Annotated in this window: 10 protein-coding genes and 2 rRNA genes (1 of these 12 only partly in view); 11 read left to right on the plus strand and 1 reads right to left on the minus strand. The window is 36.7% G+C overall.

The window, feature by feature from the left end; genetic code table 11:
* The 3 genes from NBE98_RS18065 to fusA form a co-directional block, all read left to right on the plus strand.
* A 23S ribosomal RNA gene (locus tag NBE98_RS18065) occupies nucleotides 1-1922 on the plus strand (it extends 984 nt beyond the left edge of the window).
* Nucleotides 1923-1970: 48 nt separating this feature from the next.
* Nucleotides 1971-2087 (plus strand): 5S ribosomal RNA (gene rrf / locus NBE98_RS18070).
* Between the two features lie 455 nt (nucleotides 2088-2542).
* Nucleotides 2543-4633 carry an elongation factor G gene (gene fusA / locus NBE98_RS18075; RefSeq protein WP_250816408.1) on the plus strand — a complete coding sequence of 697 codons (2091 nt, stop codon included), beginning with the start codon at nucleotides 2543-2545 and terminating at the stop codon, nucleotides 4631-4633.
* Between the two features lie 45 nt (nucleotides 4634-4678).
* Here fusA and rbr read toward each other — a convergent pair whose 3' ends face one another.
* Nucleotides 4679-5266, minus strand: a complete 588-nt coding sequence (rbr, locus tag NBE98_RS18080; protein ID WP_250816409.1) for a rubrerythrin — start codon at nucleotides 5264-5266, stop codon at nucleotides 4679-4681.
* A gap of 186 nt (nucleotides 5267-5452) precedes the next feature.
* Here rbr and NBE98_RS18085 point away from each other — a divergent pair, with 186 nt between their 5' ends.
* The 8 genes from NBE98_RS18085 to NBE98_RS18120 all read left to right on the plus strand — a co-directional run bounded on the left by NBE98_RS18085 (nucleotide 5453) and on the right by NBE98_RS18120 (nucleotide 16141).
* Entirely contained in the window at nucleotides 5453-5704 is a 252-nt protein-coding gene (locus NBE98_RS18085; protein ID WP_250816410.1) for a hypothetical protein, read from the plus strand.
* Between the two features lie 120 nt (nucleotides 5705-5824).
* On the plus strand, nucleotides 5825-6775 hold the full coding sequence (locus NBE98_RS18090; RefSeq protein ID WP_250816411.1) for an ROK family protein: 951 nt from the start codon (nucleotides 5825-5827) through the stop codon (nucleotides 6773-6775).
* Between the two features lie 313 nt (nucleotides 6776-7088).
* Nucleotides 7089-9044 carry an OPT family oligopeptide transporter gene (locus NBE98_RS18095; protein WP_250816412.1) on the plus strand — a complete coding sequence of 652 codons (1956 nt, stop codon included), beginning with the start codon at nucleotides 7089-7091 and terminating at the stop codon, nucleotides 9042-9044.
* Nucleotides 9045-9103: 59 nt separating this feature from the next.
* Nucleotides 9104-9487, plus strand: a complete 384-nt coding sequence (locus NBE98_RS18100; protein WP_250816413.1) for a PqqD family protein — start codon at nucleotides 9104-9106, stop codon at nucleotides 9485-9487.
* Nucleotides 9488-9662: 175 nt separating this feature from the next.
* Nucleotides 9663-11564, plus strand: a complete 1902-nt coding sequence (locus NBE98_RS18105; protein WP_250816414.1) for an OPT family oligopeptide transporter — start codon at nucleotides 9663-9665, stop codon at nucleotides 11562-11564.
* Nucleotides 11565-11738: 174 nt separating this feature from the next.
* Nucleotides 11739-14201, plus strand: coding sequence for a DUF8725 domain-containing protein (locus tag NBE98_RS18110; RefSeq protein WP_250816415.1), 2463 nt, complete (start codon nucleotides 11739-11741; stop codon nucleotides 14199-14201).
* A complete protein-coding gene (locus NBE98_RS18115; protein ID WP_250816416.1) occupies nucleotides 14201-15130 on the plus strand; it encodes an ABC transporter ATP-binding protein in 930 nt (309 codons plus the stop codon). Before NBE98_RS18110 ends, NBE98_RS18115 begins: the two co-directional genes overlap by 1 nt.
* An 84-nt stretch (nucleotides 15131-15214) precedes the next feature.
* Nucleotides 15215-16141 (plus strand): ABC transporter permease, encoded by a 927-nt coding sequence (locus tag NBE98_RS18120; RefSeq protein WP_250816417.1) that lies wholly within the window; start codon nucleotides 15215-15217, stop codon nucleotides 16139-16141.
* Nucleotide 16142 lies beyond the last annotated feature (1 nt).

Raw genomic sequence — 16142 nt, forward strand, 5'->3', positions numbered from 1 at the left:
CGAGTGATAAGATCCGTAGTCAAAAGGGAAACAGCCCAGATCATCAGCTAAGGTCCCAAAGTGTAAGTTAAGTGGAAAAGGATGTGGGATTTCTAAGACAACTAGGATGTTGGCTTAGAAGCAGCCACTCATTTAAAGAGTGCGTAATAGCTCACTAGTCGAGAGATCCTGCGCCGAAGATGTCCGGGGCTAAAACTTACCACCGAAGCTATGAATGTACCGTAAGGTACGTGGTAGAGGAGCTTCCTGTATGGGCAGAAGTCATACCGTAAGGAGTGGTGGACTGTACAGGAGTGAGTATGCTGGCATAAGTAGCGAGAAATGAGTGAGAATCTCATTGGTCGAAAACCTAAGGTTTCCTGAGGAAGGCTCGTCCGCTCAGGGTTAGTCGGGACCTAAGCCGAGGCCGAAAGGCGTAGGTGATGGACAATCGGTTGATATTCCGATACCACCAATGGCGTTATTAGAGATGGAGTGACACAGAAGGATAGGATGTGCAGACTGTTGGATTAGTCTGTCTAAGCATTTAGGTATTCAGGTAGGCAAATCCGCCTGGATTAGCTGAGGTGCGATGGGGAGCGAAATTTAAGTAGCGAAGTATCTGATTCCACACTGTCAAGAAAAGCTTCTATCGAGGTAATTGGTGCCCGTACCGCAAACCGACACAGGTAGGTGAGGAGAGAATCCTAAGACCAGCGGAAGAATCGTTGTTAAGGAACTCGGCAAATTGACCCCGTAACTTCGGGAGAAGGGGTGCCACAGCAATGTGGCCGCAGAGAATAGTCCCAAGCAACTGTTTAGCAAAAACACAGGTCTCTGCTAAAGCGAAAGCTGATGTATAGGGGCTGACGCCTGCCCGGTGCTGGAAGGTTAAGGGGATTGGTTAGCCGTAAGGCGAAGCCATGAACTTAAGCCCCAGTAAACGGCGGCCGTAACTATAACGGTCCTAAGGTAGCGAAATTCCTTGTCAGGTAAGTTCTGACCCGCACGAATGGCGTAATGACTTGGGAACTGTCTCAACAACGAATCCGGCGAAATTGTATTGCGAGTGAAGATGCTCGCTACCCGCGATTGGACGGAAAGACCCCGTAGAGCTTTACTGTAGCTTAGCATTGAGATTCGGTATTGTCTGTACAGGATAGGTGGGAGACTGGGAAACAGGGTCGTTAGGCCCTGCGGAGTCATCCTTGGGATACCACCCTGACAGTACTGAGTTTCTAACTGGCGGCCATGAATCTGGTCACAGGACATTGTTAGGTGGGCAGTTTGACTGGGGCGGTCGCCTCCTAAAATGTAACGGAGGCGCTCAAAGGTTCCCTCAGAGCGGTTGGAAATCGCTCGAAGAGTGTAAAGGCAGAAGGGAGCCTGACTGCGACACTTACAAGTGGAGCAGGTACGAAAGTAGGACTTAGTGATCCGGTGGTTCCTCGTGGGAGGGCCATCGCTCAACGGATAAAAGCTACCTCGGGGATAACAGGCTGATCTCCCCCAAGAGTCCACATCGACGGGGAGGTTTGGCACCTCGATGTCGGCTCGTCGCATCCTGGGGCTGAAGTAGGTCCCAAGGGTTGGGCTGTTCGCCCATTAAAGCGGCACGCGAGCTGGGTTCAGAACGTCGTGAGACAGTTCGGTCCCTATCCGTCGCGGGCGCAAGAAGTTTGAGAGGAGCTGTCCTTAGTACGAGAGGACCGGGATGGACTAACCTCTGGTGCACCAGTTGTCACGCCAGTGGCACGGCTGGGTAGCTATGTTAGGACGGGATAAACGCTGAAAGCATCTAAGCGTGAAGCCCACCTCAAGATAAGACTTCTCATAGCGTAAGCTAGTAAGACCCCTTGAAGAACACAAGGTTGATAGGTCAGAGGTGTAAGTGTGGTAACATATTTAGCTGACTGATACTAATAGGTCGAGGGCTTGACCAAATATATTTTAATCTGTGCAATTTTGAAAGAACAAAAAATTGTTCTATATCTGGTGATGATGGCGAGAAGGCTACACCCGTTCCCATACCGAACACGATGGTTAAGCTTCTCAGCGCCGATGGTACTGCTCGGGAGACTGAGTGGAAGAGTAGGACGTTGCCAGGTTAAAGACACTAAGTATTATACTTAGTGTCTTTTGTTTTTACTGTAGATTTTATAAGTGTAATTTATAGACGATATTGACAAATAAGCATCGAATTAAAACTCGATGCTTATTTTTGCGCAAATATCATCAAAACCATGTGAATGTTATTGCTATATATAATTTAATTATATATAATATAACTTAATAAACAATTCAAATAATTTTGACAACTTGTCCATTGTAAAAGAGAAATTTAAAACTTATAATAGAATATATACAGTATGTATAATTATGGAAAACGCTTAATAAAAGTAAATATAGAAATAAATTTTTGATTACTTTGTTTAATATTTAATATATGGCAATAATCTTAAATAGATGTTTGTCGGTTAAGGAGGGCAGGGCAGAATATAATAATCTAATTAAGCTACTAAATTAACTACTACATTATATTTTAGAAAGGCGGGAGTTTCATATGAAAGAGTACAAAACCAAAAACTTAAGAAATGTAGGAATAGTAGGTCATAGCGGCGCGGGAAAAACTACATTAACAGAGGCAGTACTATTTTATACAAAGACAATCGATAGAGTAGGTAAAATTGAAGAGGGAACAACAATAAGTGATTATGATGTAGAAGAAAAGAAGAGGGGGATATCTGTATCAACAGCAGTAGCACCATGTGAATATAATAATACGAAGATTAATTTAGTAGATATGCCTGGATATTTTGATTTTGTTGGAGAAATGATTGAAGGTTTAAGAGCTGTTGATTTAGCATTAATAACAGTTTGTGGAGCATCAGGAATCCAAGTCGGAACAGAAAAGGCTTGGGATTATGTTAATAAGAGAAAAATGCCAAGGGCGTTCTTTATAAATAAATTAGATAGAGAAAATAGTAATTTTGATAAAGTACTAGGTGAACTTAAAGATAAGTTTGGTATATCTGTTGTGCCGATTCAGTACCCAATAGGAGATGAGGCACAATTCAGAGGCATTGTAAACGTTATTTCAGGAAAGGCAAGATTATTTAATTCAAAAACCCGAGCTATGGAAGAAACAGATATTCCTGCGGAACTAGTAGATAAGGCTGCTGAATGCAAAAATATGATAATGGAAGCTGTTGCCGAAACTGATGAGACACTTTTAGAAAAGTATTTTAGTGAAGGTCAGTTAAGCGATGAAGAAATATACCAGGGGCTTATAGCAGGTTCTGCAAAAGGTGAAATAGCACCTGTTATGTGTGGTTCTGCATTAACTGGTATTGGTATTGAAACTTTAGTTGAAGATATAATAGAATGCTTTCCATCACCAGAAAATATGGAAACCTTAAAGGCTAAGAATGTTAAAAATAACACAGATTTAGAAATTAGAATAAAGGAGGATGCTCCATTCTCAGCTTTTGTATTTAAAACAATAGCAGACCCATTTGTAGGTAAGCTTTCATTATTTAGAGTTATGACTGGTAAGGCAAAAGCTGATTCTACCGTATATAATTCAAATAAAGATAAGCAAGAGAAGATAGGGACGATGTACTTTGTTAGAGGTAAATCACAAACTCCAACACAGGAAATAGTAGCGGGGGATATTGGAGCTGTTGCTAAGCTTCAATTTACTGGAACTGGAGATACATTGTGTGAGATGGCTTCTCCGATAGCCTTTGAAGAAATTAATTTTCCAGCACCATCGATGTCAATGTCTGTACTTCCTAAGGCTAAAGGTGATGAAGATAAAATATCCTCAGGATTAACAAAGCTTCTAGAAGAAGATCCAACTTTCAAGGTATCACGAGATGTTGAGAATGCTGAGATGATAGTTTCTGGTGTAGGGGAAACACACCTGGATATAATAGCAAGCAAACTAAAGAATAAATTTGGTGCTGATGTTTCTCTTGAAGTGCCAAAGGTTCCTTATAGAGAAACCATAAGGAAAATGTCAGATGTTCAAGGAAAGCATAAGAAGCAGTCTGGAGGGCATGGTCAATACGGAGATGTATGGATAAAGTTTGAACCACGAAACGATGGAGAAGATGAGCTTCAATTTGTAGACCAAATAGTTGGAGGGGTTGTTCCAAGACAATACATACCAGCTGTTGACAAAGGTCTAAGGGAATGCATACAGCGTGGTATACTTGCAGGTTACCCTGTTATAAGATTAAAGGCAACTCTACATGATGGATCTTTCCACCCTGTTGATTCGTCTGAAATGGCCTTTAAGGTGGCAGCATCACTTGCGTACAAGAAAGGACTTCAAGCAGCTGATCCTATTCTTCTTGAACCTGTTATGCATGTTGAGGTTATAGTACCAGATGAATATATGGGAGACGTTATGGGTGATATAACCAAGAAAAGGGGAAGAGTTCTTGGTATGGAACCAGATGATGGGAATCAAAAAATTATTGCTGAGGTACCTATGGCCGAACTATTTAAGTATGCTACTGACCTAAAGTCTATGACTCAAGCAAGAGCAAACTTTAGTATGAGATTTGAGAGATATGAAGAAGTGCCAGCTTTGGAATCTAATAAGATAATAGAAGCTGCAAAAAAATTAAAAGAAGCAGAAGAGTAAAATAAAACTCCCTGAAGCAATTCAGGGAGTTTTTCTATAGCTATTTTAGTAAGCTTCAACGAAAAGCTCAAAATAGCTTTGTGAGTGCAAGCAAGCTGGGCAAGCCTTTGGAGCTTCAGTACCTTCAAATATGTAGCCACAATTATTGCACTTCCAAAGTACAGTTTCATTTTTCTTAAATACTTCTTCATTTTCTACATTAGAAAGCAACTTTAAATATCTAGCTTCATGTCTCTTTTCAACCTCAGCTATTTTTCTGAAAGCTACAGCTACAGTTGGGAAACCTTCTTGTTGAGCTACATCAGCAAATTTAGGATATAAATCAGTCCATTCCTCATTCTCTCCACTAGCAGCAGCTTTAAGATTGAATTTTGTATCTCCGAGTCCTACTGGGAAATCAGCTGTAATTCCAACAACTTCACCCATTAGTCCACCTTCATTTAATAATTTGAAAAATCTTTCAGCATGCTCTTTTTCGTTATTAGCAGTTTCAATGAATAAATCAGCTATTTGTAAATAACCTTCTTTTTTCGCTACTGAAGCATAGAAAGTATATCTGTTTCTAGCCTGTGATTCTCCAGCAAAAGCCTTCATTAAATTTTCTGCAGTTCTAGTTCCTTTTAGTGAATTCATAAATAATCCTCCCATCATCATTCAACAAATTGCCAAATACTGGCGCAACAAGTCTATTATAACATAAGAATTATTTTCCATAAATAAATTATTGGTAAAAAATTAGTGAATATTTTATTATATATTACAAAAAATAAGCATGGAAGATTTCAGGATTAGATGCTTGTAAGCAGAAGGAGAGATATTATGTCTGAATATCGTTTGGAAATTAATGGAACCATGGGATTGAGTGATTATAGCAATATAAATGACTATCTAAATATTATTGGAGAGAATGATAAGGTTATAATTACTGTTGGATCTGGAGAATCTCATAATGTAGATATAATAACCAATATTTTAAGACACAATGGTTTTGAAGTAGCACTCAAGGGTGGTAATGATGATGCCACATATCATATTACCGCATTTAGACAAGGTGATGAATTTAAAGCATAAAATTTATAAAGCTTTACAAAACACAAGTTATATATTTTATATAACTTGTGTTTTGTTGTATAATAAAGACTAGTATTAATTCTTATATTATTAGATTTATTACATTTTGGAGGAAGCTAAATGGAAAAGAATTTTGTTATTGGAATTGACTTAGGGGGCACAAAAATAAATGGCGCTCTTGCAGATTTAAAAGGAAATATTTTAGGACAGCATACTATACCAACAAATGCTTCTGAAGGCGAACAAGCTGTTTTAGGAAGAATAATTGATGTTATAGAAAAGGTTATGGAAAAGGCTGATAAGAGCATTGAGGAAGTTAAAGCTATTGGAATTGGTTCACCAGGACCTCTTGATGCTAAAGCTGGTGTAATAATAACTACACCGAATCTTCCGTTTAGAAATTTCCAATTGGTTAAGCCTATACATGAAAAATTTAATGTACCTACATATTTAGATAATGATGCCAATGTTGCTGCTATTGGAGAATTTATGCTTGGAGCAGGAAAAGGTACAACCAACATGGTTTATATAACAGTCAGCACAGGTATAGGAGGCGGAGCTATACTAAATGGAAAAGTATATAGAGGAAATACATCAAACGCTCTTGAAGTAGGTCACACTACTGTTCTTCCAGACGGGCCAAGATGTAATTGCGGAAACTATGGGTGCGTGGAAGCTATAGCTTCAGGAACTGCTATCGCAAGACAGGCTAAAGAAGCTATTGAAGCAGGGCTTAATACATCGCTTAGCTTATATGATAAAGTTACTTCCTATGAAGTATATAAAGCTGCACAAGATGGAGATAAAGTTGCTAAAGAATTATTAGAAAGAAGCTTTACTTATCTTGGAATAGCTGTAGCTAACATTATAACAAGCTTTGATCCAGAAATGTTTGTTATAGGTGGCGGAGTTTCACAGATGGGCTCGGTTTTATTTGATAAGGTACAGGAAATTGTAAACAAAAGATGTTTTAAAGCAATGTCAGAGAATTGCAAGATTGTTCCCGCAGGACTTGGAACAGATGCAGGAGTAGTAGGAGCAGTAGCTCTAGCATTACTAGAAAGTAAATAAATTATATGAACGCTTAGTAATTACATTTTACTAAGCGTTTATTTTTTATGAATAAGAGTAAGTATTAGTGGAAGAATATTTTTATTATATTTAAATATAACTTTATAATATATAAAAATAGCAATTCATAAATATAGTGAATACGTTTCAAATTGCTAAATAAAATTGAAAATATACGAAAAATGATGAAAAAACGCAGAAAATAACGAGATTTGAACTAGGATTGCTATTTTGTAATTTTTTATAATTTAATAAATTGTGAATTTTATGTTACTCTAGTGTAGCGATACTATATATTAAAGGAGGAAATTACATGTCAGAACATAAGGGTCTTTCTCACACAGCGTATGGTGGCATTAAAGGCGAAGACTATATTCCATACATACCAGCTAGTCAAGCTATGCCTGAATTAAGTTCTATATCCCTATTGATTGGCGTATTGTTAGCCGCGTTATTTGCTGCAGCTAATACATACTTAGCTCTTAACGTAGGTATGACTATAGCAGCAGGTATACCAGCAGCAATACTCGGTACAGGATTATTAAAGATACTATTTAGACGTAATAACATTCTTGAAGCTAATATGATTTCAGGAGTTGCTGCAATGGGTGAATCCCTAGCTGGTGGTATAGTGTTTACTTTACCTGCAGTATTTATATGGGGAATGAGCTTAAGCGTAGCTACAATAGTAATAATTACTCTTCTTGGCGGATTACTAGGAGTAATATTTGTTGTGCCACTAAGAAGATATCTTATAGTCGAAGAACACGGAAAGCTTGCTTTTCCAGAAAGTATGGCAGCAGCAGAGGTTCTTGTAACAAGTAATGCAGGAGGAGCTGGTTTTACAACAGTTCTTACTGGTATCATAGTTGGTGGAATCTACAAGCTTCTTTCAGCAGGCCTTCTTCTCTGGTCTGAAGAGCCAAACTGGAACATAAATTTAACTCAAAACAATAAGCCTATATATCAAACATTTTTTGGATTTGATGCAATGGCATCTCTTGCAGGAGTTGGGTTTATAGTTGGTATAGAAGCATCACTTTATATGTTTGCAGGTGCTTTGGTTGCTACCTTTGGACTTATACCACTTATAATGTTTATAGGTCAAGGCTCAAATACAGTGTTGTACCCAGCAACAGAAGCAATAAGCAAATTAAGTGCTTCAGCAATAAGAGGTAATTATATCAGATATATTGGTGCTGGTGCAGTTGCAGCAGGAGGATTTATTTCTCTAGCTAAGTCACTTCCAACAATAATTAAATCCTTTAAAGCGGCTATGTCTGGTATAGGAGCTAAAGGCGGAGAAACTAAGAGAACAGATTTAGATATTCCTATGACTTGGGTTATTGGAGGAGCTGCATTAGTTTTCTTCCTATCATGGCTACTTCCGTTTGGAGCAACTAGAATAGGTTTTGCAGGAGCGCTTCTCGCAGTTGTATTTTCCTTCTTCTTTGCAGTAGTTTCTGCAAGAATTTGCGGTATAATAGGAGCGTCAAACAACCCAGTTTCCGGTATGACCATTGCAACATTATTATTTGTTACTTCTGTTTTAAAGGCAGTTGGAAGAACAGGTAATGATGGAATGCTGGCAGCTCTTATAACTGGTGCTATAGTATGTATTGGTATATCAGTAGCAGGAGGAGCAGGTCAGGCACTTAAAACAACATATATAATCGGTGGAACTCCAAAGAAGGTTCAAATAGGAATGTATCTTGGAGTTATATTAGGAGCAGTGGCTGCTGCTTTAACTGTAATGCTTATGATAAATACTTATGGCTTTACAGGACCTAGAGCAATAGCGGCACCTCAAGCAACTCTTATGTCAATGGTTGTTCAAGGTGTTATGACAGCACAACTTCCTTGGTCTCTAATACTTATTGGAGCAACCTTTGGTGTAATGATTGAACTATTGGGACTTCCAGTGCTTCCAGTTGCTCTTGGAATTTACTTGCCAATTCACCTAAGTGCTGGTATACTAGTAGGTGGATTAGTTAGAGTTATAGTTGATAAAAAATACATGAAAAATGAAACAGAACTTAAGGAAAAAACAGAAAAAGGTATTTTGCTTGCATCAGGACTTGTTGCTGGAGACGCTATTATGGGTATCGTAGTAGCAGTATTAACAGCTGCTGGTTTAGGTGAAGCAGTTGGAATTGGTCCAAAGTTTATCCCTGGATTATCAGGTAACAATTGGACTGCAGCCATAATTTATCTATTGCTTGCATTTTGGATATATAAGTTTACAGTAAAGAAAGACAACAAAGCTTAGTAAAAAATAATAGGAGAGCAGAAGTGCTCTCCTTAATTTATAAAAGGCGGGAGTTATTTATGTTGTTTAATAAAGAAACACAAAAAGAAAATCATAAAGAAGATAATTTTCTTTTGTACATACCAAGAAAAAAGCATGATAATTGGGAAGTTAGAAAAGGAAAAGTATATTTGATTTTTCATCATGACAGGACTGTTGAAAGATTTGCAAGATGGCTTGTAAAAAAGCCAACAGTAAGTGACGTAGAATTGGATGAAATAGGTTCCAAGGTTTGGCAATGTATAGATGGACAAAAGACAGTTTACGATATAGGTGAAGAACTTAAAAATTATTTTGGTGAAAAGATAGATCCAGTTTACGACCGTCTGATAATGTATTTAAGATATTTAAATAAAAAGAGTTGGATATCCTTTGAGAGAGGAGTTCAAAAAGAGGCAAATTGATTTAATTCAAGATGCCTCTTTTTTATATGAAATATAAATTTGTAAAAAAATATAGGATACAAGAAATATTTCATAAAATTCAAAATATATTATAATATGCAGTTTACTGTAAAAAGTAACTGTGATATCATGAAATTGTCCTAGTTTTTTAAATTTTATTAGGGGGGGTAAAAAAATGGCAGAGAAAAAAGGTCTTTCTCACACTGCTTACGGAGGTATTAAGGGTGAAGACTACATACCTTATGTGTCTACCAGTCAAGCACTACCAGAATTGACAGCTGTGTCTATCATCATTGGATGCTTATTTGCAATCGTTTTCGGTGCAGCGAATACTTACCTAGGTTTAAAGGTTGGTATGACAGTTGCAGCAGGTATTCCAGCAGCAATACTTGCAACAGCAGTATTCAAAAATGCAGCTGGAAGCAAAATTCTAGAAGCTAATATGATTCAATCCATGGCCGCAATGGGAGAATCCTTAGCAGGCGGACTTATATTTACAATACCAGCAATTATAATTTTTAAGCAAGAGCTTACTCTATTTACAATAGTAGTAACAGCATTACTTGGAGGACTTCTTGGAATATTATTTGTAGTTCCTCTAAGAAAGTATTTAATAGTTGAAGAACATGGAAAGCTAGTATATCCGGAAGCTATGGCTGCTTCTGAGGTTCTAGTAACAGGAACTGCTGGTGGAACTGGTCTTAAGACAATGATGGCTGGTCTTTTAGCAGGCGGATTATACAAGATATTATCAGGTGGTTTCAAACTTTGGAATGAAGATCCAAGCTGGAAGATAAATGCTACAAGTTATAAGTCAAACTTAGGCTTAAGTGCTTATGCATCCTTAATGGGTGTTGGCTACATTGTTGGAATAGAAATAGCTTCCTATATGCTTGCAGGTGCTTTGGTTTCCTGGTTTGCATTAGTACCACTTATAGCCTTTATTGCTCCAGAATTTAAAATGGCTGTTTCACCTGTAAAATATATTGGTGCTGGTGCAGTTGCTGCAGGCGGACTTATCAGTATCATAAAGGCTATGCCAACTATAGTTAAGTCCTTTAAATCAGCTATGTCAGGAATCAGTGGAAAAGCTGGACAAAAGAGAACAGATATGGACGTTCCAATGGTATGGGTTGTAGGTGGAGCAATACTAGTATTCTTACTTTCTTGGGTAATGCCAAACCTTAAGGGTAAAAATATAGTAGCATCCTTACTAATAGTAATTTGTGCATTCTTCTTCTCAGTTGTATCAGCTCGATTGGTTGGTCTTATTGGAACTTCAAATAACCCAATCTCAGGTATGACTATAGCATCACTTCTTGTTATTACAGCTGCATTAAAAGCTACTAATAACATTGGAGACTCAGGTATGTTTATAGCTATAATAGCTGGTACTTGTGTATGTGTAGCTGCTGCTATAGCAGGGGGAGCTGCTCAAAGCTTAAAGACTACTTATATCATGGGCGGAACTCCTAAGAAACTTGAAATCGGTATGTACGCAGCGGTTGTTGCCTCAGCAGCAGCTGTTGGTGGAGTTATATTAATGCTTCACAAGGCTTATGGAATAGGAAGTGAAACTATATCTGCTCCACAAGCAAACATGATGTCAATGATAGTTAAGGGTATAATGGATGCTCAGCTTCCATGGATATTTGTTATAGTTGGAGTTATGTTTGCAGTAATGTGCGAACTTATGAAAATTCCTGTACTTCCATTTGCACTTGGACTTTATCTTCCAATGGGCCTAAGCACAGGCGTATTTGTAGGTGGAGTATTAAGAGTATTAGTAGATAAAAAGTATAAAAAGGACGAAGCTGTTCAAAAGGAAAAAGTTGAAACAGGAACACTTCTTGCATCTGGTTTAATAGCTGGAGAAGCTATAATAGGTATTTTAATTGCTGTATTTGCAGTATTTAACTTTGAAATTGGCTTTGGCGCAAACATTGCTAAAAGTATAACTGGAAGCCCATGGACTGCAGCCGTAATGTTCTTCCTGCTCTGTGCATGGTTCTATAACATGGTAGCTAAGTCAAAAGTTACTGTGGCAGTAAATAAAAAGCCAAATATGAAAGCATAAAATTTTGTATAGCAGTCAAAACCATTAGGGTTTGACTGCTATTTTTTTAAAAATATATATTTAAATATTGTTAAATTCTTAAGAATTTCTTAGCTTATCAGAATATTATTGAAAATAACTCATGGTAATGATATCCTATCATTACATATTTAAACTATTAACGGGGGGAAAGTAATGAGGGGAAAAAACAAAAGAGTATTAACAACCTTTATATTATCTTTATTTATGCTTATAGCAAGCGTAAACATAGTCAAGGGTGCGGAGGAGGAAAAGCTTAAGGTATCGCATACCTATGGCTTTGAAAATATATTTAAGTGGGGAAGTTTGGTTCCAATAACTATTGAAATTGATAATAATTTAAAAGATATCGATGGCGAAATCCAAATCGAAATTCCGGTAAACAATGCTCAGAATGGAATGATTGGGGCAGGAGAAAGCGTAACTGTTTATTCTCAAAAAATAAACCTTCCTGTAAACACAAAGAAAAAGGTTACATTAAATGTTCCAATGGCGAGGAATATATCATCGTTAAAGATGAACGTGTTAGAAGGGACTAATAATATCTTTTCAAAGGACTTACCAATTGGAACAGGGTTAAATCCTACAGATATAATTATTGGAACGTTAAGTGATGATTTTAACAGTGTAAGCTACATAAATAAGGTATCAATTAGCGGAACAAGTTCAGGAAAGCGAGTTTACAATACAAGGCTTGTAAAACTTGATGAAAATTCTATATCAGAAGACCTGAATGTTTTAAAGTCAATAAATGTTTTATTTATAAATAACTTTGATACGTCAAAAATAAGTAAAGCTAAATATGAAGCCATAAAAAAATGGGTAGAAAAAGGAGGCATGCTTTTATTAGGGACAGGGCCTTCGCAAAACAAAACTCTAGCCGTTTTTAAGGATAGCTTTTTAAATGGTGAAATAGGAAATGTAGCTCCAATAGAAACTAAAAGTGCTAATAAACTGGTAGATAGCAGTTCTACAACTTCTATGAAGCTAGATATTCTAAATATAAATATTAAAGACAGCAGCAGTTTATTATCTGAAGGAAGTACAACTTTAGTACATAGACTTGAAAGAGGAAAGGGAGCAGTGGTTGTAGCTGGCTTTGATTTTGGACTAAGCCCATTAACTAATTGGCCTTTAAACAGTACTTTTGGAGAAAACCTTATAGCCCAAGGTCTTCCAGCCTACTATAAGGATCCTAGTTATGACAGAATAGCCTATGGGAGCATGGGAAACTTAAGTTATAGTCTCGGAAACATACCAGAGCTTCCAGTGCCTAAGGCATCAAGTTTAATAATAATATTCCTTATTTATATTATAATTGTAGCGCCAGTTAACTATTTTATTCTCAAAAAGAAAGATAGGAGAGAACTTATGTGGGTTACAGTACCAGCTCTCTCAATTATCTTTGCCGTTATCGTTTATTTTGCAGGCTCACCTACTAGGGTGACTGAGCCTATTGCTAATGTATTATCTACTATAGAAATTGACAGTAAGGGTAACCAGGTAGTTCAGAGCTATGGAACAGTAATAACGCCTAAAAAGGCTGATATAAAGTTAGAACCTCAAGAAGGAATGGCAATTAGACCAATATCAAACCTTGAGTATTATGATAAGGGAACTTCACCTAATTCAAATGAAACAAAAAAAGAAAAAATGATTTACTCTAAAGTTACTCAATCTCCAAAAACAACTCTAGAATATTACAATACATCAGTTTTTGGACAATATAGCTTTATAATTGACAACAATGAAGTAAAGCAGGGTACTATTCAATCTGAAGTGAATTTTAGCGATAACAAGATAACAGGTATAATAAAAAATAACAGTGGGATAGATTTGAAGGAGTGCTATATAGTTACCCCTAACAATTATATTAGTCTTGGTGAAATAAAAAATGGTGAAGTAAAAAATGTTAATGATCCAGTAAAGTCCTATACAGGAATGTCTTATCAGTTGCTAGACAATATGCTTGGTATAGATTATAGAATATCTGCTAGAAATGAAAAGCAGATAAAGGAAAGAAAAATAGTAGAACAGAAGAGAAATCTTATACAGTCCTATCTTGAAACTATGGGCAACAAGATTAATACAAATATTATACTTGCAATAACAGATGTTCCAGTTACTAAGGATATACTTGTAAATGAAAAAGCTGTTAGAAAATATGGCAAGACCTTAGTAGTTTCTCAGCTTAACCTTAGCTATGTTAAAGAAGGTAAAGTTGAGTATCCTACTGGAAGCATACAGCCTCAGGTTATACTAGGGCAAAATACCAAGATTGGTTATGATGAAATGGCTGGAGTTATACATGGAGATTCCGGAACTGTTGAGTTAAATTATTCATTAGATAAAAAGGTAAATGTAGATAAAATAGAGCTTAAAGAAGTAGAACGCGATCCTAGAATGGGAAAGTTTGAGATGGTACAAGGTAAGGGATATGCCTTTAACACTTCTAAAAATGATTGGGAAGAAATAGATTTGAAAAACTTCTCTATAAGCGAGGATAAGGTTTCCAACTATGTAAGTAAAGAAAATACTTTCAGAGTAAAAATTGATATAAGCGGAATGCGGGGAGCGGGAACTCTTCCTCAAATCTATGTGAAGGGAAGTGTGAAATAATGCTAGAGATAATTAATCTTGTTAAAAACTATGGAAAATATACTGCAGTTAATAATCTTAATCTAACTGTTGACAAGGGAGAAATATTTGGTTTTGTAGGTCCTAATGGAGCTGGAAAAACTTCAACTATGAAAATAATAGCCGGACTTATGCCGCCAACTTCTGGGCAAGTGTATGTAGATGGAATAGATGCTGTCAATGACAGCCGAAAGGTTAAGGAGAAAATAGGCTATATGCCGGATTTCTTTGGAGTATATGATGATCTTAAGGTAAAAGAATACCTAGAATTTTATGCTTCTATATATGGCATAAGTGGACAAGAGAGTAGAAAAATTTGTAGTGACCTGCTTGAGCTCGTTGATTTAACTGCAAAGGAAAATGCTTATGTTGACAGCCTTTCAAGAGGTATGAAACAAAGATTATGCCTTGCTAGAAGCTTAGTACACAACCCAGAACTATTAATTTTGGATGAACCAGCTTCAGGAATGGACCCAAGAGCTAGATTTGAAATGAAAGAAATTCTAAGAACCTTAAAAGATATGGGGAAAACTATTATAATAAGCTCTCACATACTGCCTGAGCTTGCTGAGCTCTGTACTACAATAGGCATTATTGAAAAGGGCAGCATAGTGATAAAGGGAACAGTTGAAGAAATAATGCTAAACCTTTATAATTCAAGACCAATAAAAGTTAAAGTGCTTGGAGATATTACAGAAGCTGTAGCTGTGCTTAAGGAAATACCAAAAGTAGACAGAATAACAGCAGAGGGTTCTATTATTACTATAGCTTTTTCAGGAAGTGAAGAAGAAGTAAGCAGACTTCTTGGTACACTTGTTAGCAAAAAGATTCAAGTTGTGTCCTTTGGTCAAAGCGAAGGAAACCTTGAAGAGATATTCATGAAGGTCACTGAGAAAGCAGAAGCAGTGTAGAGGAGATGACCTTTAACGGATTATCTGTGAAAGGGAGTGACTACTCTTAAACTAACCAGTATTACCATTGAAAGGAGTAATAAAATGAAACTTAACCCTGTTTTAAATAAAGAACTAAAGGTAAAAATGAGAAATTGGAAGGCTGCAGGTATGATTGGAGTATATCTGCTGGTTCTTACCTTAGTTGCCGTGTTTTTAATAATAAATATGATTAGCGGTATGTCTGCAAGCTCAATGAACCGTGAAGCATCAATGGCAACTTATATTAGTCTGTCAGCTATACAATTTTTGTTGATAGTATTTATAGCACCTGCACTAACCTCAGGAGCTATATCTGGAGAAAGGGAAAGACAAACCTTGGATTTAATGCTCTGTACAAAGCTTAGGCCAAGTTCAATTGTGCTAGGAAAGCTATTTTCTTCTCTAAGTCAGGTAATTCTTCTAATTGTAGCGTCTTTTCCTATTTTTGCTATAGTTTTTGTGTTTGGAGGAATATCAGTAATAAACTTGCTGCAATTATTTCTATTCTATATAGTAACCGCACTGCTTATGGGGTGCATAGGAATATTTTTCTCAACACTAATCAAGAGAACTACTACTTCTAATGTAGTTACTTATGGTGTAATTTTATTTATATTGTTTGGAACTATATTTTTAACAGCCATGTATTTACAGATTTTTGTTTATGGAAAGCAGGTTCAGGTACAGCCAGGAATGACACCAACTCAAATTAAGGAGCCTTTCCTTCCGATACTTTATACTAATCCTCTAGTTGGCTTTGCAGCACTTTTAATGGATCAATTTGGGGGAAACTCAGGGTTGGGAATACCTTTTATTGGCAGTATTATGAGACTGAGTAAAAGTGGTATAAAGCCCTGGATTGTTAATACTGGGGTTAATTTTATAGTAGCTTGTGGATTGTTTTTATGGACTTCATATAAAATAAATCCAGTTAGAAAGAAGCTATCTATTAAAAGAAACAAAAAAACTCAAGCTGTATTAGAAAAATAAG

This window comes from Clostridium swellfunianum, from assembly GCF_023656515.1.
In the GTDB taxonomy this organism is placed as follows: Bacteria; Bacillota; Clostridia; order Clostridiales; family Clostridiaceae; genus Clostridium_AT; species Clostridium_AT swellfunianum.